A 17,179-nucleotide genomic window follows, 5' to 3' on the forward strand; every position below is an offset into this window, starting at 1 on the left:
CACATGGACCATTCGACACAGATGCGGGATCTAGGGCTGCGGGTAACCCGCGGCCGCCTTGCCGTGCTCGAGGTCCTTGACCGGCATCCGCATTCCTCGGCGGAAGACGTTGTGGAAGAAGTCCACAAGGATTTGCCTGATGTTTCAATCCAGTCGGTCTACAACGTGCTTAATGATTTGACCGAGCAAGGCATCTTGCGCAGGTTCACTCCCCCTCATTCCGCGGCGCTCTATGAAACCCGCGTGAATGACAACCACCACCATGCCATCTGCACCGGTTGCGGCCGGGTCGAGGACGTGGACTGCGCGGTGGGCCACGCCCCCTGCCTGACACCCTCGGACAACCACGGCATGGTCATCCAGATTGCCGATGTCCTTTACCAGGGCATCTGTGAAGACTGCAGGAAAGCAGCGGATTCCTAGAGCAACTTCGTTGCCCTGCAGAGTTACCAACCCACACAGAAGGAGAGTCTCTCTTGAGCGAGAACTTCACCACCACCCAGAGCGGTGCACCGGTCGCCAGCGACGCGCACTCGCTGACCAGCGGTCCGGACGGCATCACCGCCCTTCATGACCGTTACCTCGTCGAAAAGCTGGCGTCGTTCAACCGCGAGCGTGTGCCGGAGCGCAACCCGCACGCAAAGGGCGGCGGAGCTTTCGGTGAATTCTTCGTCACCGAAGACGTTTCCAAGTACACCCGTGCAGCTGTGTTCCAGCCGGGCGCCACCTCCGAGACGCTGCTGCGCTTCTCCTCGGTCGCCGGCGAGCAGGGCTCCCCCGACACCTGGCGCGACGTGCGTGGCTTCGCACTTCGCTTCTACACCACCGAGGGCAACTACGACGTCGTAGGCAACAACACCCCGGTCTTCTTCATCCGCGACGGCATCAAGTTCCCGGACTTCATCCACTCGCAGAAGCGCATGGGCGCCTCCGGCTTGCGCAACGGCGACATGCAGTGGGACTTCTGGACCCACTCCCCCGAGTCCGCACACCAGGTGACCTACCTGATGGGCGACCGCGGCCTGTCCCGCTCCTGGCGTGAGCTCAACGGCTACGGCTCGCACACCTACCAGTGGATCAACGCCGAGGGCGAGCGTTTCTGGGTGAAGTACCACTTCATCTCCCGCCAGGGTGTCCACAACATCGGCGCCGAGGAAGCTGAGAAGCTTGCGGGTTCGGACGCCGACTTCTACCGCCGCGACTTGTTCGACAACATCGAGGCCGGCAACTTCCCGACCTGGGACGTCAAGGTCCAGGTCATGCCGTACGAAGAGGGCAAGACCTACCGCTTCAACCCGTTCGACATGACCAAGGTCTGGCCGCACGCGGACTACCCGCTGATCCCGGTCGGCCACTTCACGTTGAACCGCAACCCGCGCAACTTCTTCGCCGAGATCGAGCAGGCAGCGTTCTCCCCGTCGAACCTGGTTCCGGGCATCGACATCAGCCCCGACAAGATGCTGATGGCCCGCGTGTTCTCCTACCCGGATGCACAGCGCAACCGCATCGGCGCCAACTACAACCAGTTGCCGGTCAACCAGCCGCACGCCGCCAAGGTGAACAACTACATGCACGAAGGTGCCATGCAGTACCTGTTCAACGACCCGGAAGCCCGCGTCTACACCCCGAACTCCTTCGGCGGCCCGTCTGCCGATGCAGAGCGCGCCGGTGAAGGCGGCTGGGAGACCGACGGCGAATTGGTCCGCGCGGCCCAGACCCTGCGTTCGGAAGACGACGACTTCGGCCAGGCCGGTACCCTGTACCGCGAGGTCTACAACGCAGAGTCCAAGGAACGCTTCCACGAAACCCTGCTGGGCCAGTGCCAGGGCATCACCATCGAGTCCATCCGCGAGGGCTTCTTCCAGTACTGGACGAACGTCGATGCGAACCTCGGCCAGATCCTGCGTGACGCCTACGCAGCGAGCCTGGAAGACGCGGCCGTCTAAGTCCCGCACCGCGGACTTGACCGGCGCCTAGCCAGACAAGCGAAGGGTCCCACACTCCACCAGGAGTGTGGGACCCTTCGTCGTTTCCCCGCAGCTGGCCGCCGGCGGCCCGTCCCGGCACGCTGCCGGGTCCCCGAAGTCGACGGGCCCCGGACAAGGCAAATGCCCGCGCCCTCGATCATTCGAGGACGCGGGCATCGGTTGCTTGGGTAGCGGAATCAGTCGCGGGAGCTCTCGGCCATCTCGCCGCGGGAGATCTTGACCATCTCGTCGCGGTCCACGACCTTGATACGCGCGCGCTCCACCGGGCCCACCGAGGTTTCGGTCGGGCTTGCCGCGGCACCGAGCGCGATCTCGTGCGCGTCGAGCTTCTTCCACCCTTCCCAGGTGGTGAATTCGACGCCGCGGGACTGCAGCAGTTCGATGATTGCGTCCTCGCTCGGGTTTGCGGCCGGCGGCAGCGCCATGCGGTCCTCGAGCAGGTTGCCGATGGTTTCCAGGGCGTCGCCCTTGGTGTGGCCGATCAGGCCGACCGGGCCGCGCTTGATCCAGCCGGTGGCGTAGAGGCCCGGAACGTGCGTTCCCTTGGCATCCAGCACGCGGCCTCCGGCGTTGGGAATGACCCCGCGCTTTTCGTCGAATTCAAGCTCGGCGAGCTCGGAGCCGAAGTAGCCGATGGCGCGGTACACGGCCTGGACCGGGTAGTCGACGAATTCGCCGGTGCCGCGGACGTTGCCGGTGCCGTCCAGTTCCTGGCGCTCGAACTTGATGCCGGCGACCTTGCCGTCCTCGCCGATGACCTCGACGGGGTTGTGCAGGAAGTGCAGGTGCAGGCGGCGGGAGGCGCCGGTGTCCTGCTCCTCGACGATCCAGTTGGTCAGCGTGTTGACCATGGTCTTGACCTGGTTGTTGGTCTTGATCAGGGCGTCGGAGGCCTCGTCGAACTCGAAGTCTTCCGGGTAGAGCACGATGTCGACGTCGCGGCTGTGGCTCAGCTCGCGCAGTTCCAGCGGGGTGAACTTCACCTGGGCCGGGCCGCGGCGGCCGAAGATGTGCACGTCGGTGACGGGCGAATCCTTCAGGCCCTCGAAGACGTTTTCCGGGATCTCGGTGACCAGCAGGTCCTCGGCGTGCTTGGAGAGCACGCGTGCCACGTCCAGGGCCACGTTGCCGTTGCCGAGCACGGCGATTTCCTTGGCCTCCAGCGGCCAGGTGCGCGGCACGTCGGGCTGCCCGTCGTACCAGGACACGAAGTCCGCGGCACCGTAGGAACCCTCGAGGTCGATGCCCGGGATGTTCATGTCGGCGTCCTTGATGGCGCCGGTGGCGAAGATGACCGCATCGTACATGTCGCGGATGTCGCTCAGGGTCAGGTCGCGGCCGTAGGTCACGTTGCCGAGGAAGCGGATGTCGCCGCGGTCGAGCACCTTGTGCAGGGCGTTGACGATGCCCTTGATGCGCGGGTGGTCCGGGGCCACGCCGTAGCGGATCAGGCCGTAGGGAGCCGGGTAGGCGTCGAGCAGGTCGATGCTGACCTCGAACTCGCGCTCTGCCTTGGTGAGGATATCGGCAGCATAGACGCCGGCCGGGCCTGCCCCGATGATGGCGACACGGAGCGGACGTACTGCTGAATCGGACACGAGGGGTTCCTTCCGGAGGATGTACACGGGCGCGCAAAATAACGCACGGACACCTAGTCTAATTGGGATTACTTATCTTGTGGGAACCCTTGTGCGCATGCTCACGTTCCCACCAGGCGTTTTCCGGGGCGGGATGCAAGGTGAGGCACGCACGATGTCGCCGCGCCCGAGCGTTCGAGCTGTAGGCTGAAGTGTGGGTAGTTTTTCCGCGGCTCGCACCGCCAGTCGAAAAGCCTGTTGACACTAGTCAGCAACCTTTTGCCGCCCACGAAAATGCCCGAACTTTTTGTTGCTTTGCACGGCAGCACGGAATGGAATCAATGTTTTCCCTGTTGAGTCAGTCATGACCCAAACGAGTACCCCCAAATCCACGAGCACAGCCGCCGGGGTCTCACCGACGTCCGAACGCAACACCGGCTTGATTCAGGGGCTGATGGCCTACGGTTTGTGGGGCCTGCTGCCGCTCTACTTCCTCACCATCGGCATTGCCTCGCCGATGGAAATCGTCGCCAACAGGATCGTCTGGTCGTTGGTGTTCTGTGCCATCCTGCTGAGCGTGACCCGCAACTGGCACCAGCTGTTCGCGCTGGGCCGCGACCGGCAGGCCATGATCCGGCTGACGGTGGCGTCGGTGCTCATCGCTATCAACTGGTTGACCTACACCTTCGCGGTGCTCAACGGCCACGCCGTCGAGGCCTCGCTGGGATACTTCATCAACCCGTTGGTTTCCACGGCGTTGGGCGTCATCTTCCTCAAGGAGCGGCTGCGCCCGCTCCAGTGGATCGCCATGGGATTCGGCCTCGCCACGGTGCTCACGCTGACCTTCGCGTACGGCAACGTCCCCTACATCGCCCTGACCCTGGCGTTCTCGTTCGGCTTCTACGGGTTCGTGAAGAACCGGGTGGGCCGCACGGCCACGGCGCTGACCTCGCTGAGCATGGAGACGGCGATCCTGAGCATTCCCGCCCTGGCCTTCATGGTCTGGCTCATCGCCCAAAACCAGGACACCGTGCTTTCCGCAGGCCCGGCGCACTTCTGGCTGATGGTCGCCAGCGGCGTCATCACCGCCGTCCCCTTGCTGCTTTTCGGCGCTTCGGCCCGCCGCCTGCCCTTGACGACCCTCGGCACCCTGCAGTTCCTGGCGCCGATCCTGCAGTTCATCGTGGCGTTGACGGTGTTCCACGAACCGATGCCGCCGGAACGCCTGATCGGCTTCTGCCTGGTCTGGGTTGCGGTGATCCTGCTCTGCGTCGACATGGCCACCCAGCCACGCCGCGACCGCGCCGCGCGGGCGGCAGTTGCAGCACCCGCGGCGGACGCTTCCGCCACGGCTCCCGCCGAAAAGAACTGATCGCGTAGTCAATCACGCGGTCCCGCAAGGATCCTGCTCCTTGCCCGTTTCCGGGCATGAAGAAAGGGGCTGGTAGTTGTCCAAAGCCCTGAACAACTTCCAGCCCCTTTCTTGGCTATGCGCGCGTAACGACTAGACGTTGGCGCGGATGGCGGCTTCCAGCACGTCGAATGCGTCCGCAAGCAGCTCGTCGCTGATGACCAGCGGAGGCAGCAGGCGGATGACGTTGCCGTAGGTGCCGCAGGTGAGGATCAGGACGCCTGCAGCCAAGCAGTCGGCAGCAATCTTCTTGGTGATGTCCGCATCCGGCTCGGTGCCGCCGGCCTTGACCAGCTCGATGGCAACCATGGCGCCACGGCCGCGGATGTCACCGATGACCGAAACCTCGGACTGGATCTTGCGCATGCGGGTGAAGAACTGCTCTTCGATCTCGCGGGCGCGGGCTGCAAGGTCGTGCTCTTCCATGAACTTGATGGTCTCGAGCGCGGCCGCAACGGCAACCGGGTTGCCACCGTAGGTGCCGCCCAGGCCGCCCGGGTGGACCGAGTCAAGCAGGTCGGCGCGGCCCACGATGCCCGAGAGCGGCATGCCGCCGGCGATGCCCTTGGCAACCGTGATGATATCCGGGGTGATGCCTTCGATGTCGGAGGCGAACCATGCACCGGCGCGGCAGAAGCCGGCCTGCACTTCGTCGGCCACGAAGACGATGCCCTGCTCCTTGGCCCATTCGGCGATGCGCGGCAGGAAGCCGGCGGCGGGAACGATGAAGCCGCCTTCACCCTGGATCGGCTCGATGATGATGGCCGCGATCTGGTCGCCGCCGATCTGCTTCTCCATGGCCAGGATGGCGCGCTCTGCGGCTTCCTTGCCCGAGATGTTCGGGTTTTCCTCGCGGAACGGGTAGCTCATCGGCATGCGGTAGATTTCCGAGGCCAGCGGGCCGAAGCCGCGCTTGTACGGAGCTGCCTTGGCGGTCAGGCCCATGGTCAGGTTGGTGCGGCCGTGGTAGGCGTGGTCGAAGGCGACGACGGCGGTGCGGCCGGTGGCCACGCGGGCCACCTTGATGGCGTTCTCAACGGCCTCGGAACCGGAGTTGAAGAACACGGCCTTCTTCTCGTGGGTGCCCGGGGTGATTTCGGCAAGCTTCTCGGCCAGCTCGACGTAGCCCTCGTACGGGGTCACCATGAAGCAGGTGTGGGTGAAGCGTGCTGCCTGGGCGGCAACGGCTGCTGCAACCTTTTCGTTGGAGGCACCAACGCTGGTTACCGCAATGCCCGAGCCCAGGTCGATGATGGAGTTTCCGTCGACGTCGACGATCACGCCGCCGTCGGCGTCGGCAACGTAGACCGGGAGCGAGGAAGCCACGCCCAGGGCCACGGCCGCTGTGCGGCGTGCTGCCAATTCAACGGACTTCGGTCCGGGGAAGGCACCGTTGATCTGGCGCTTCTGTTCAATGCGGTAAGTGACGTCCATGAACGCTCATTCCTTTCCCGGTCCTCGCGGTTTGGGACCCCTCATCCTGCGCCGTAGGGCAGGAACTTGGGCACGCACAAGGGAGCCGGTGTGTTGGTGTTGTGTACTTTCATGAAGCCTATGTCGCGGGTGAGAATGCCCGCTAGTGAAATTGGCACAGTACTCCCGGAAGTTCGCAGTGCATGTGCACAGAAGTTTGCGGGGCCGTTTAACTGAAAAGGTGGTCCGTGCCCGCCCGGGATTACCGGACGGGCGGACCACCGTGTAGCTTTCACGCCGCGCGGGGCGTGAACGTGTTAGAGCTCGTGGGGCATTTCCTCGGGAAGGTGCCCCTCGTCCTCGGGGTGGCGGGCCAGGTTCCACATGGAAAGGGCGAGGCCTCCCCAAACGGTGACCATGGCAATGATCATCATGGTGATGGCTACCGGGGTCATACCTTCAGCTCCTCTGCTGCTTCGTCGGCCACAAGTTCGGCCTCGAATTCATCGTATTCCGGGTCGTTGAGCTTGGACTTGTCGCTCCACGGGATCATCGAGAGCAACAGTGCGCCGATGATCAGCGCGCCTGCCATTCCCCAGCCGAAGACACCGTTGAACCACGCCGGGTATCCGGAGTACTGTTCGGTGCTTTTGGCCTGGATTTCGTTGATCAGCATGTAGCCAAGTGCCACGGGCGCAATGCCGCCGACGAGGATGCGCCAAACGGTGCCCATCTTGATCGACGAGGTTCGGTTCATGTGCTTCTGCAGGCCCGGCAGGGCGGTCAGTCCTGCGCTCAGCACGATGACGGTGACAAGTGCGCAGGCAAGGATGCCGAACTGGTTGACGAACGCATCCGAGGTGTCAAGCAACTGCAGGCCCGTGGTGGTCGGGAAGAGCACCATGGAAATCACGGCAATCGGGATGGTGACGATGAGCGTGGCCGACTTGCGGCTCCAGCCCAGCTTGTCCTGGAATGCCGCGACGATGACCTCGAGGATCGAGATCAAGGACGTCAGCCCGGCAAAGACCAGCGAGCCGAAGAACAGCACGCCGAGGATCGCGCCGAACGGCGCCTCCGAGACGATGGTCGGGAAGGCGATGAATGCCAGGCCGATGCCGCCGCTTGCCACCTCGGACACCGCGGTGCCGGAGGCGGCCGCCATGAAGCCGAGCGCGGCAAAGACGCCGATGCCGGCGAGGATCTCGAAGCCGGAGTTGGCGAACGCGACAACCATGCCCGAACCTGTCAGGTCGGTCTTGCGCTTCAAGTAGGACGAGTAGGTGACCATGATGCCGAAGGCTACTGACAGGGAGAAGAAGATGTGGCCGAAGGCCGCAGCCCACACCCCCGGGTCCTGCAACGCTTCCCAGTTCGGGGTGAAGAAGGCGTTCAGGCCCTCCATCGCGCCGGGGAGCAATACCGCCTGGATCACCAGGATCACGAACATGACAACCAGCAGCGGCAGGAAGATCGCATTCGCACGCGAAATGCCCTTGTTCACGCCGGCGACCATGATGAAGATTGCCACGACCCAGACGGCAAACATCGGGAAGAAGACGTTGGAAACGAAGTCGAAGGACAGCCCGGCGTCCGGCGCCATCTTGAGGAAGTCGTTGAAGAAGAACGCCTCCGCGTCGTTCCCCCAGGCCTTGGTCACCGAGAACCAGGTGTACATGGCGGCCCAGGCAATGATTGCCGCGTAGTAGATCGCGATGACGAAGCAGATCAGGACCTGCCACCAGCCAAGCGGTTCGGCCGCACGGTTCAGTCGGCGGTAGGACAGCGGGGCGGAGCCGCGTCCGCGGTGGCCGACCGAGTAGTCAAGGAAAAGCAGCGGGATACCCGCGCACAGAAGCGCGACGAGGTACGGGATCAGGAAGGCCCCGCCACCGTTGTCATAGGCAACGTAGGGGAAACGCCAGATGTTGCCCAATCCAACGGCGGAGCCGATGGCGGAAAGTATGAAAAGTTTTCGCGAGGAAAATGTCTCTCGAGTAGCCGGTGCGGGTTGTCCGTCCTGGCTTGTTGGTGCAGTGGTCATGAGGAGACATGTTACGCACAAGTGACGCGCGTCCCGTGACCCAGTACGCATTTGACCACATTGTGAAACAAGTGGTCGTTCGAGTGCACAATAATTTCAATAGAATTGGTGCATGGCCATCACCTTGTCGCGACTCCTTGGGTCCCCCGCACTCTCCCTGCGCGCACTGACCGATATTTCGGCGGCGGGAGACATTCCGATCGAGTGGGCGGCAGTCACGGAACTACGCGATCCGTCCCCCTTCCTGAGCGGAGGGGAGATCGTGCTGACCACGGGCCTGCGGCAAACCACGATCGCCAACCAGCAGGCTTTCGTGGAAATCGTGCACGGCGCCGGCGCCCTGGCCCTGGGTTACGGGACGGGGCTGAGCCACCGCAGCGTTCCGGCGGCGGTCATCCGCAAGGCCACCGAACTCGGCCTGCCGGTTTTCGAGGTCCCCTACGAAACCCCGTTCGTGGCAATCACCAAGTTGATTGCCGACACGCTGAACGCCGACCACCTGGCTCGCCTCGAACGCCTGCTCAAGGGACACCAGCAGCTGGCTTCCACGCTGCTCACCGGCGGATTGCGTTCAATGCTGCGCGAGCTCTCGCGCATGCTCGGCACAGCCGTCTCGCTGACCCAGTTCGGGGCCAGGGTGCATGGCCCGGAACTGGGCAAGGAGCAATGGCACCCGGTTCCCATCGCCACCGGGCTGAAGGACAGGTGCACGCTCTACCTGGCCGAGCCGTACACCCGGGACGGGCTGGTCGACTACGCCCAGGGACTGATCGGGCTCGAGCTGGCAAACCAGGCCAGGCTGCGCGAATCCAACCGGCTCGTCGCGGGCCAGGCGTTTTCGGACCTGATCGCCGGAAACCTCAGCGCCACCGAGGCAACCGCCCGCCTGCAGGGCATCGGAATCACCGTGGACCGACCGCATTCGGTGGTCCTGGTCCATGCGTCCGCGGGGCATGAAAAGGCGTTGCGGACCCTTCCCATCCCGCCGCAGCTCGAACACGAAGTCTCGGCCATCGTGGATGACAGGCTTTCCCTGGTGGTGAACGGCTCCGATGCCGCGAAGTTCGCGGACCAGCTCGACGGATACCTCGAGGGGGCCGGCATCACCGCCCGCGTGAGCTTCGGAGGGGACTACGCCCAGGCCAACGGCCTGCGTTGGAGCTTCTTCGAGGCGCTCGAGGCCCTGCGCCACGGCGAACGCATCAACACCCCCTCCAGGCTCTCGCTGACCTCCCTGCTGCTTGCGGCGCGCGATGTCCCGCTGCAGGCGCTGGCCCAGGAGGCGCTCGGGCCGCTGGAAGCCTTCGACAAGAAACATTCGGCGGAATTGCTGGGTACGTTGCGTCACTACCTGGAATTGGACGGCAGCGTAGGCGCCGTGGCCGAAACCCTGGGTTTGCACCGCAATACCGTGCGATACCGGCTCCAGCAGATCAGCGAGCTCAGCGGCTACGACCCGACGACCACCGCCGACCGGGTGCAATTGTGGCTTGCGCTGACCGCCAAGGACATTACTTAGAATCGCTCCGGATAGAATGGGGAGCATGGCTGAAATGTTCCTTGAGAAGTTCCGTTCACTGGTTCCGTTGTACCTCGAGGACGAGTGGCAAAAAGAAGACGGTTTGACCGACGCCGAGCTCGATGAGGCGCTCGGCACGCTTCCCGTCCAGTTGCCCCTGGTGCTGCGCGAGTTCTACCTGGCCCTGGGTGGCTGCGAAGACCTCATGGAGGCGTACCACTACTTCTTCGACCCCGACGAGCTCGAGGTCGAAGACGGCTACCTGCTTTTCCTTGAGGACGAGGAAGAAAAGTACGTGTGGGGCTTCCGTCTCGACCAGCTCGAGGTGCCGGACCCGATCGTCTACCGCCGCCAGAACGCCCGCGGCACGTGGAAGAGCGAAGAGGGAACCTTCAGCGAATACGTCCTTGACATGTTCACCTGGGTATTCAACGAGCTCTCCCCCGAGCTGAACGACTAACCCCGGGCCAACCATCCCCATGCGCCGGCTATGGAAATCGCACGCACCGGAAGACTACCGCTGCCCTTTTTGCGAGCTCCTGGCCGGCGTTGAGTTTTCCCCGGACAACCTCTGTGCGCCGACCGACCTGATATACCGGACCGAACACGTCGCCGTCATCATGGCCTGCGACGGGTTCGGCCCCCACGGCGGCCATGCGATGGTCATTCCCGCCGCGCACCACGAGGCACTCTACGATTTGCCCGAACAAGTCGCCGCGGAAATCATGTTCGAGACCAGGCGCATCGCCCTGGCCATGAAACACGCGTGGTCCCCCGAGGGCACCAGCACCAGGCAGCACAACGAGCCCGCCGGCAACCAGCACGTCTGGCACTACCACCAGCACGTGTTTCCGCGCTTCAGCGACGACGACCTCTACAGGCACCTGCGGCACCGCGTCCCGGTTGCCGAGCGCGCACAAAAGGCCGCCCAGTTGCGGGCGGCCTTGAGTGAAGCGAACCTTTGGGGCGAATACCCCGAAAGATTCCTCGTTTAGGTTTTCTTAGACCTCGCGGGTGACCACGGCGTCGGCAAAGGCCGCCAGCGCGTCCTTCACGGTTCCGGCCGGGAGCGGCTGCAGCACCGCCACTGCCTCGTCGGCCCAGTGTCGTGCAACAGCCCAGGCCTTTGCCGTGGCGGGGTTGCCGGCAACCGCCTCGACCGCGAGGGTCAGTGCAGCGTCCTCGGTCAGGTCCCCGTCGACAATTTCCAGCACGCGGGCCGCCTCCGCGTCGCCCGCCGCGGCGGCATCGCGCATCAGCAGGATCGGCAGCGTCGGGACGCCTTCGCGCAGGTCGGTTCCCGGGGTCTTGCCCGAACGGACCTGTGCGCCCGTCACGTCGATGACGTCGTCTGCGACCTGGAAGGCCACGCCGACCTTCTCGCCGTAGGTGCGCAGGATCTCCACGTATTCCGGGACGCCGCCGAAGAGCGCACCGAAGGCGCCGGATGTTGCCAGCAGCGATGCGGTCTTGTCGGCGATGACGCTGAGGTGGTGTTCGATCGGGTCGTCGCCGTCGCGCGGACCCACCGATTCGTGCAGCTGGCCCAGGCACAGGCGCTCAAAGGTGCGCGCCTGCATCGAGACGGCCTCGGGGCCAAGCTCGGCGCCGAGGACCGAGGCCCGTGCGAAGATCAGGTCGCCGGTGAGGATGGCAACGGAGTTGCCCCACACCTCGTGGGCGGTGGGTGCACCGCGGCGCAGCGGCGCCGAATCCATCACGTCGTCGTGGTAGAGCGTGGCAAGGTGGGTCAGCTCGACGATGGCCGCGGCCTTGATGACGTCGTCGGTCACGCCCCCGCCCAACAGCGAGGTCAGGACCACCAGCAGCGGACGGATCCGCTTGCCGCCTGCCTCGACGAGGTGGCGGCTTGTGGCGTCGATCAAGGGGTCGGAGTTGGCGATCGCGTCGCGCAGCAGCTTCTCCACCTTGGCCAGGCCGGTGGCGATGGCCGGGCCAAACTCCGGGTCCTGGGCGATCAGCGAAAAACCGCTGGGCAGGTTCACCGCGGCGGCCAGCACGCTGGTCTCCGGGTTCAGATCGAAGGAATCGTGCACGCCGTGTCCGGCAGCGGTCCAGTTGGTCTGGGAATCGGTCACAGTTCTAAGACTTACTATCTCTCGACGGTCGGTTCCAGCCGCGGCACGTGGCCGATTCTGGTTGCTGGTCGGTAGGTACCAGCTGCTCAAGTACAGGCTTCACTCTATCGCCATTCGGCCCGAGCAAGGCCAAGACGGGCGACTCGCGGCAGGTTGCGCGGCGTTTGACGCCTAGGCAACCCGCCAGCGGCGTGCCTAGTCCAGCGGTTTGGTGGCGCGGTGCACGGCCACGATGCCGCCGCTGAGGTTGCGGTAGCGGCACGAATCCCAGCCCGACTCGTCGATCCAGGCGGCAAGGCCGTCCTGGTTCGGCCAGGCGCGGATGGACTCGGCCAGGTACACGTAGGCCGCCGGGTTCGAGGAGACCTTCCTGGCGATCGGCGGAAGCGCCTTCATCAGGTACTCGGTGTACACGGTGCGGAACGGCGCGAACGTCGGGTGCGAGAATTCGGCGATCACCAGGGTGCCGCCGGGCTTGGTCACCCGCAGCATCTCGGCCAGGGCCTTCTTCGGCTCGTTCACGTTGCGCAGGCCGAAGCTGATGGTCGCCGCGTCGAAGCTGTTGTCCTCGAAGGGAAGGTTGGTGGCATCGCCGGCAACAAAGTCGATGTCCGGGCGGCGGCGCTTGCCGACCTTGAGCATGCCCTGGGAGAAGTCGCAGGCCACGACGCCGATGCCGGCATCCGCAAACGGCTCGGAGGAGGTTCCGGTTCCGGCGGCGAGATCCAGCACGCGCTGGCCCGGCTTGGCGCCGACCGCGTCGAAGACGATCTTGCGCCAGCGGCGGGTCTGTCCCAGGGAGAGAATGTCGTTGACCACGTCATAACGCGGGGCAACGTCGTCAAACATTGCTTGGACTTCTTCTGTGTGCTTTTCCAGCGATGCGCGGCTCATTGTTTCATTGTCGCAAAGTTCGGCGGCAACGTGAAAATACGGCACCCCGGCGTCCTGGTGAGCAGGGCCACTCTAGAGCCTGGCGCGCACCCCGGCGGCGGTAGGCTTAGCTCATCATGACTTCCCAACTTTCCGCCGGTACGGGACCGCACACGCCAACCCCGGTTCCGCAGCTGCGCAGCTTGACCATCAAACGCCCGGCGATGAGCGAGCACGGACTTCTTGACTACGCCACCCGCGACGATTCACTGATGTGGGCCCGCCGCGGCGAGGGAGTCATCGGCTTCGGCCAGGTTGCACGGTTCGAGTCGACCGGCCCGGAGCGCTTCGCGTTGGCCCGCGACTGGTGGGGCAGGGTCACTGCGGCCGCCGGCGTCGAGGACCCGCTGGAAATCCCCGGCACGGGCCTGATCGCCTTCGGCGCCTTCGCGTTTTCCTTCTCCAGCACCTATGCCTCGCGCATGATCGTGCCGAAGATCGTGGTGGGCCGGGACGAAACCTGCAGCTGGATCACCTACACGGTCGCCGACCCGGAGGCCGAACTGAGCCTCGAGGCGGCGGAGGCCGAACTGGCGATGCTGCTTGACGACTACTCGGTTGAGCACGAGCTCGGTTCCGGCGTGGACCGGCTGGTGGCTGGCCAGATCACCGAGGACGAGTACATGGACTCGGTGCGCAAGGGCGTTGCAGCGATCGAATCCGGGCAGGTCACCAAGCTGGTGCTGGCCCGCGATGCGGTGGCCGAGCTCGCGTCGCCGATCGCCGTGGCGCAGGTGTTGCGCCAGCTTGCGCTGCGCTACGCAGACTGCTGGACATACTCGGTGGACGGCCTGATCGGCGCCACTCCGGAAATGCTAGTCCGGGTGCGCGGCGACATCGCCGAGGCACGTGTCCTGGCCGGCACCCTTGACCGTGCCAGCGCGCCAGCCGGGGATTCCGGCTACGCGCACCGGATGCTGGTCGAGGACGAGAAGCAGCGCCACGAACACCAGCTGGCGATCGATTCGCTGACCGAACAGCTCGGCCCGCTGGCCACCGGCATGGACGCTCCCGCCGAGCCGTTTGTCCTGCGGCTGCCCAACGTCTGGCACCTCGCCTCGGACGTCAAGGCATCGCTGGCCCGCCGCGCGGACGGCAGCGTTCCGTCGGCACTGGATTTGGCCGAGGTATTCCACCCGACGGCTGCGGTGTGCGGAACCCCCACGAAGGAAGCGGGCCGCATCCTGCGCGATCTCGAGGGCATTGACCGCGGCCCGTACGCAGGTCCGGTCGGCTGGGTCGACACGCGCGGTAACGGCGAGTTTGGCATTGCGCTGCGTGGCGGCGTAATCGAGTCCCCCACGTCAGTCCGGCTTTACGCCGGTTGTGGCATCGTTGCGGCGTCCGATCCGGCGGCGGAATTGGCCGAGTCGTGGGCCAAGATGCGTCCGATGCGTGAGGCTCTCAGCATCTAGTCTTTTTCCGGTCCGCTCGAACCAATTACCCGTTTACCCTTGTTTACCCATGGACAATGAATGTAGCCTGTGATGCACATCTCAAGACTTGGGGTAATGCCGGTTACAATGTACAACGACGCAAGTCATGCGAGCGATCATCTAGAGAAGGACCACACTCCATGCGGATCACCACCACCGTACTCAAATCCTTTGCTGTTGCAGCGGTGGGCGCACTCGCCCTGACCGCCTGCGGAAGCAGCGACACCCCAGCCGCTTCATCGGACCCGAACGCGCTCAAGCTCATCAATGCGGGCAAACTCACCGTTTGCTCCGACATTCCTTACGAGCCGTTCGAATTCGTGAAGGACGGCAAGAACGTCGGCTTCGACATGGACATTGCGGCAGAAATCGCCAAGGACATGAAGGTCGAACTGAACGTCATTGACTCCAGCTTCGACTCCATCGAATCAGGTTTGTTCAAGACCCAATGCGATCTCGCAATTTCGTCGATCTCCATCACCGAAGCGCGTAAGGGCAACATGGATTTCTCCACGCCTTACATGGATGACGACCTGACCCTTGTCGCCAAGGATGGTTCGGGTGTCACCGACCTGGAATCCGCCAAGGGCAAGAAGGTCGGCGTGCAGCAGGCGACCACCGGCGAGAAGTTCGCCAAGGAAAACGGTCTGGATCCGATTGGCTACGAAGATGCTGGCCTGCAGGTGGCATCCCTGAAGGCGGGGTCCACCGTGGCTTCGTTGGGCAACCAGTCGGTGCTGGGCTACGCCATTAAGAATGACCCAACGCTCAAGCGCGTTGCGGACTTCAAGACCGGTGAACAGCTCGGTATCGCATTGCCCAAGGGATCCACAGTGATGCTGGAGAACGTAAACGCCACGCTCAAGCGCCTGACCGATGACGGTTCCCTGGCCAAGTTCACCGAAACCTGGTTCGGTTCCACCAACTAACATCAACCAAGTTTGCCGCAAGCATTCAGGCGAGGCTCTGGCTCCCGATCGGAACCGGGGCCTCGTCATCTTTCACGGAAGGCTTCGATCCCATGGCCATGACAACACGTCAACGCGCCCGATTAAGCAAAATCATCCAGATTGTCATCTTTGTCGTTGTCATTGTCGCCGTGCTGCTGCAAGTCAACTGGAAGGTCCTCAGCGAACAGTTCTTCGCATTCGACAAGCTTGGCCCGATTTTCCCGGCCCTGATCACCGTCGGCTTGAAAAACACCATTTACTACACGGCCATCTCCTTTGCCTTCGGCCTGACGCTCGGCTTGATCTTGGCACTGATGAAGATGGCCAGCTTTGCGCCGTACCGCTGGTTTGCCACTGGATTCATCGAGTTCTTCCGCGGCATCCCGGCAATTTTGGTGCTAATCACTTTCGGATATGGCGTTCCCACCGCGTTCCCGGGGACACAATGGCCGCAACCCATCGTCGTCATGGTCTCCCTCGGCCTCGTATCTGCCGCCTATATTGCCGAGACACTGCGTGCCGGCCTGCAGGCCGTTCCCAAGGGCCAGATCGAGGCAGCCCGTTCGCTTGGCATGCCCGCTTGGCGTGCCATGGTCACCATCGTGATCCCACAGGCATTCAAGATCGTGTTGCCTCCGCTGACGAACGAGGTCATCCTGTTGACCAAGGACTCTTCGCTGGCCTTTATTCTCGGTGCCAGCATGGCCCAGTACGAAATGACCAAGTTCGGACGCGACGGACTAACCTCGCTCGGGGCAGGCATCACCCCGTTGGTCGTGGCCGGTGCCCTGTACCTGGTGATCACCATTCCTTTGAGCTTGGTTGCTCGGAAGTTTGAATCCCGTTCCGCACGGACGAAGCGATAGGGGATATCGTCATGACTCAAAACAACATTCAATCCACATTCAAGGCCGCAGGCGTAGACATCGTGGGGCTGCACAAGTCATACGGAAATAACGAAGTCCTCAAGGGAATTGATCTCGAGGTGAAGCCCGGCGAAGTAGTTTGCCTGATTGGTCCTTCGGGCTCTGGCAAGTCCACGTTGCTGCGTTGCGTCAACCTTCTAGAACAGCCAAACGCAGGAACGGTCCACGTGGGCGGTTTCGAGGCCACGGATCCCGACGTTGACCTGGACAAGATGCGCCAAAAGGTCGGCATGGTCTTCCAGCAGTTCAACCTCTTCCCGCACCTGACGGTGACCCAGAACTGCACCGTGGCGCAGACCAAGGTACTCAAGCGTCCCGCCGCTCAGGCGAAGGAAGTGGCCCACAAGAACCTGACCCGCGTGGGTCTGGGCGATTTCGGCGACCGCTACCCGGACCAGCTCTCCGGCGGCCAGCAGCAGCGTGTGGCAATCGCCCGCGCCCTGTCCATGGACCCGACGCTGATGCTCTTCGACGAGCCGACTTCCGCGCTCGACCCCGAGACGGTCGGCGAGGTCCTGGCCATCATGCGCACGCTGGCCAAGGCCGGCATGACCATGCTGGTGGTGACCCACGAAATGTCATTCGCCAAGGAGGTTGCCGACCGGGTGATCTTCATGGACGGCGGCGTTGTCGTCGAGCAGGGGCACGCCAAGGACGTCATCGGTAACCCGCAACAGCCGCGCACCCAGGACTTCCTCAAGCGCGTGCTCGATCCCACCCACGTGGAGATCGCTGACTAGCAATCCGTTTGCCGTTCCACGACGAGGGACCGGTTGCCATCGCCATTTTTTGGCCGATCGCAACCGGTCCCTTTTTCATGTGTCCATCCGGTATGCGCCAAGGTGCAGGCTCATCATCGTCGTAGGACCGGATGCGCCCGGGC

The 17,179-nt window shown here is 63.7% G+C and carries 16 protein-coding genes; 10 read left to right on the forward strand and 6 right to left on the reverse strand.

Annotation, left to right across the window (positions count from 1 at the left end; genetic code table 11):
- Positions 1-3 precede the first annotated feature (3 nt).
- Positions 4-423 (forward strand): Fur family transcriptional regulator, encoded by a 420-nt coding sequence (locus tag ACFY5D_RS06540; protein ID WP_387526634.1) that lies wholly within the window; start codon positions 4-6, stop codon positions 421-423.
- Between the two features lie 53 nt (positions 424-476).
- Complete coding sequence (locus ACFY5D_RS06545) at positions 477-1,946, forward strand: catalase (RefSeq protein ID WP_387526637.1); 1,470 nt, start codon at positions 477-479, stop codon at positions 1,944-1,946.
- Between the two features lie 218 nt (positions 1,947-2,164).
- Here ACFY5D_RS06545 and ACFY5D_RS06550 read toward each other — a convergent pair whose 3' ends face one another.
- Positions 2,165-3,586: an FAD-dependent oxidoreductase gene (locus ACFY5D_RS06550; RefSeq protein WP_387526639.1), complete on the reverse strand. Its 1,422-nt coding sequence runs from the start codon at positions 3,584-3,586 to the stop codon at positions 2,165-2,167.
- A gap of 343 nt (positions 3,587-3,929) precedes the next feature.
- Here ACFY5D_RS06550 and rarD point away from each other — a divergent pair, with 343 nt between their 5' ends.
- A complete protein-coding gene (gene rarD / locus ACFY5D_RS06555) occupies positions 3,930-4,937 on the forward strand; it encodes an EamA family transporter RarD (RefSeq protein WP_387526642.1) in 1,008 nt (335 codons plus the stop codon).
- 132 nt (positions 4,938-5,069) lie between these two features.
- Here rarD and gabT read toward each other — a convergent pair whose 3' ends face one another.
- From gabT to ACFY5D_RS06570, 3 genes are all read right to left on the reverse strand, one after another.
- On the reverse strand, positions 5,070-6,410 hold the full coding sequence (gene gabT, locus ACFY5D_RS06560) for a 4-aminobutyrate--2-oxoglutarate transaminase (RefSeq protein WP_387526645.1): 1,341 nt from the start codon (positions 6,408-6,410) through the stop codon (positions 5,070-5,072).
- Positions 6,411-6,706: 296 nt separating this feature from the next.
- Complete coding sequence (locus ACFY5D_RS06565; RefSeq protein ID WP_387526648.1) at positions 6,707-6,844, reverse strand: methionine/alanine import family NSS transporter small subunit; 138 nt, start codon at positions 6,842-6,844, stop codon at positions 6,707-6,709.
- Positions 6,841-8,433 (reverse strand): sodium-dependent transporter, encoded by a 1,593-nt coding sequence (locus ACFY5D_RS06570; protein ID WP_387526650.1) that lies wholly within the window; start codon positions 8,431-8,433, stop codon positions 6,841-6,843. The genes ACFY5D_RS06565 and ACFY5D_RS06570 overlap by 4 nt, the downstream gene beginning before the upstream one ends.
- Before the next feature lie 112 nt (positions 8,434-8,545).
- Here ACFY5D_RS06570 and ACFY5D_RS06575 point away from each other — a divergent pair, with 112 nt between their 5' ends.
- From ACFY5D_RS06575 to ACFY5D_RS06585, 3 genes are read left to right on the forward strand one after another with little or no spacing between them, the layout of a single operon-like run.
- Positions 8,546-9,952, forward strand: coding sequence for a PucR family transcriptional regulator (locus tag ACFY5D_RS06575; RefSeq protein WP_387526653.1), 1,407 nt, complete (start codon positions 8,546-8,548; stop codon positions 9,950-9,952).
- 25 nt (positions 9,953-9,977) lie between these two features.
- Positions 9,978-10,412 (forward strand): hypothetical protein, encoded by a 435-nt coding sequence (locus ACFY5D_RS06580; RefSeq protein WP_387526656.1) that lies wholly within the window; start codon positions 9,978-9,980, stop codon positions 10,410-10,412.
- 19 nt (positions 10,413-10,431) lie between these two features.
- Positions 10,432-10,947, forward strand: a complete 516-nt coding sequence (locus ACFY5D_RS06585; RefSeq protein ID WP_387526659.1) for an HIT family protein — start codon at positions 10,432-10,434, stop codon at positions 10,945-10,947.
- Positions 10,948-10,953: 6 nt separating this feature from the next.
- Here ACFY5D_RS06585 and ACFY5D_RS06590 read toward each other — a convergent pair whose 3' ends face one another.
- Both ACFY5D_RS06590 and ACFY5D_RS06595 read right to left on the reverse strand, forming a co-directional pair.
- Positions 10,954-12,051, reverse strand: a complete 1,098-nt coding sequence (locus tag ACFY5D_RS06590; RefSeq protein WP_387526662.1) for a polyprenyl synthetase family protein — start codon at positions 12,049-12,051, stop codon at positions 10,954-10,956.
- Between the two features lie 195 nt (positions 12,052-12,246).
- Positions 12,247-12,945 carry a demethylmenaquinone methyltransferase gene (locus ACFY5D_RS06595; protein ID WP_387526665.1) on the reverse strand — a complete coding sequence of 233 codons (699 nt, stop codon included), beginning with the start codon at positions 12,943-12,945 and terminating at the stop codon, positions 12,247-12,249.
- 116 nt (positions 12,946-13,061) lie between these two features.
- On the opposite strand from ACFY5D_RS06595, the gene ACFY5D_RS06600 reads away from it, so the two are divergent.
- From ACFY5D_RS06600 to ACFY5D_RS06615, 4 genes are all read left to right on the forward strand, one after another.
- Complete coding sequence (locus ACFY5D_RS06600; RefSeq protein ID WP_387526668.1) at positions 13,062-14,399, forward strand: isochorismate synthase MenF; 1,338 nt, start codon at positions 13,062-13,064, stop codon at positions 14,397-14,399.
- A gap of 161 nt (positions 14,400-14,560) precedes the next feature.
- Positions 14,561-15,349 (forward strand): ABC transporter substrate-binding protein, encoded by a 789-nt coding sequence (locus tag ACFY5D_RS06605; protein ID WP_387526671.1) that lies wholly within the window; start codon positions 14,561-14,563, stop codon positions 15,347-15,349.
- Positions 15,350-15,441: 92 nt separating this feature from the next.
- Positions 15,442-16,236 (forward strand): amino acid ABC transporter permease, encoded by a 795-nt coding sequence (locus ACFY5D_RS06610; protein ID WP_387526674.1) that lies wholly within the window; start codon positions 15,442-15,444, stop codon positions 16,234-16,236.
- Positions 16,237-16,247: 11 nt separating this feature from the next.
- A complete protein-coding gene (locus tag ACFY5D_RS06615; protein WP_387526677.1) occupies positions 16,248-17,036 on the forward strand; it encodes an amino acid ABC transporter ATP-binding protein in 789 nt (262 codons plus the stop codon).
- Positions 17,037-17,179 lie beyond the last annotated feature (143 nt).

It is taken from the genome of Paeniglutamicibacter sp. NPDC012692 (genome assembly GCF_042901625.1).
In the GTDB taxonomy this organism is placed as follows: Bacteria; Actinomycetota; Actinomycetes; order Actinomycetales; family Micrococcaceae; genus Paeniglutamicibacter.

Coding starts and splice junctions, on each gene's coding strand:
- rarD (WP_387526642.1), top strand. CDS start 3,930: ATGACCCAAACGAGTACCCCCAAATCCACGAGCACAGCCGCCGGGGTC.
- ACFY5D_RS06580 (WP_387526656.1), top strand. CDS start 9,978: ATGGCTGAAATGTTCCTTGAGAAGTTCCGTTCACTGGTTCCGTTGTAC.
- ACFY5D_RS06615 (WP_387526677.1), top strand. CDS start 16,248: ATGACTCAAAACAACATTCAATCCACATTCAAGGCCGCAGGCGTAGAC.
- ACFY5D_RS06595 (WP_387526665.1), bottom strand. CDS start 12,945: ATGAGCCGCGCATCGCTGGAAAAGCACACAGAAGAAGTCCAAGCAATG.
- ACFY5D_RS06540 (WP_387526634.1), top strand. CDS start 4: ATGGACCATTCGACACAGATGCGGGATCTAGGGCTGCGGGTAACCCGC.
- ACFY5D_RS06575 (WP_387526653.1), top strand. CDS start 8,546: ATGGCCATCACCTTGTCGCGACTCCTTGGGTCCCCCGCACTCTCCCTG.
- gabT (WP_387526645.1), bottom strand. CDS start 6,410: ATGGACGTCACTTACCGCATTGAACAGAAGCGCCAGATCAACGGTGCC.
- ACFY5D_RS06600 (WP_387526668.1), top strand. CDS start 13,062: ATGACTTCCCAACTTTCCGCCGGTACGGGACCGCACACGCCAACCCCG.
- ACFY5D_RS06570 (WP_387526650.1), bottom strand. CDS start 8,433: ATGACCACTGCACCAACAAGCCAGGACGGACAACCCGCACCGGCTACT.
- ACFY5D_RS06585 (WP_387526659.1), top strand. CDS start 10,432: ATGCGCCGGCTATGGAAATCGCACGCACCGGAAGACTACCGCTGCCCT.
- ACFY5D_RS06605 (WP_387526671.1), top strand. CDS start 14,561: ATGCGGATCACCACCACCGTACTCAAATCCTTTGCTGTTGCAGCGGTG.
- ACFY5D_RS06610 (WP_387526674.1), top strand. CDS start 15,442: ATGGCCATGACAACACGTCAACGCGCCCGATTAAGCAAAATCATCCAG.
- ACFY5D_RS06565 (WP_387526648.1), bottom strand. CDS start 6,844: ATGACCCCGGTAGCCATCACCATGATGATCATTGCCATGGTCACCGTT.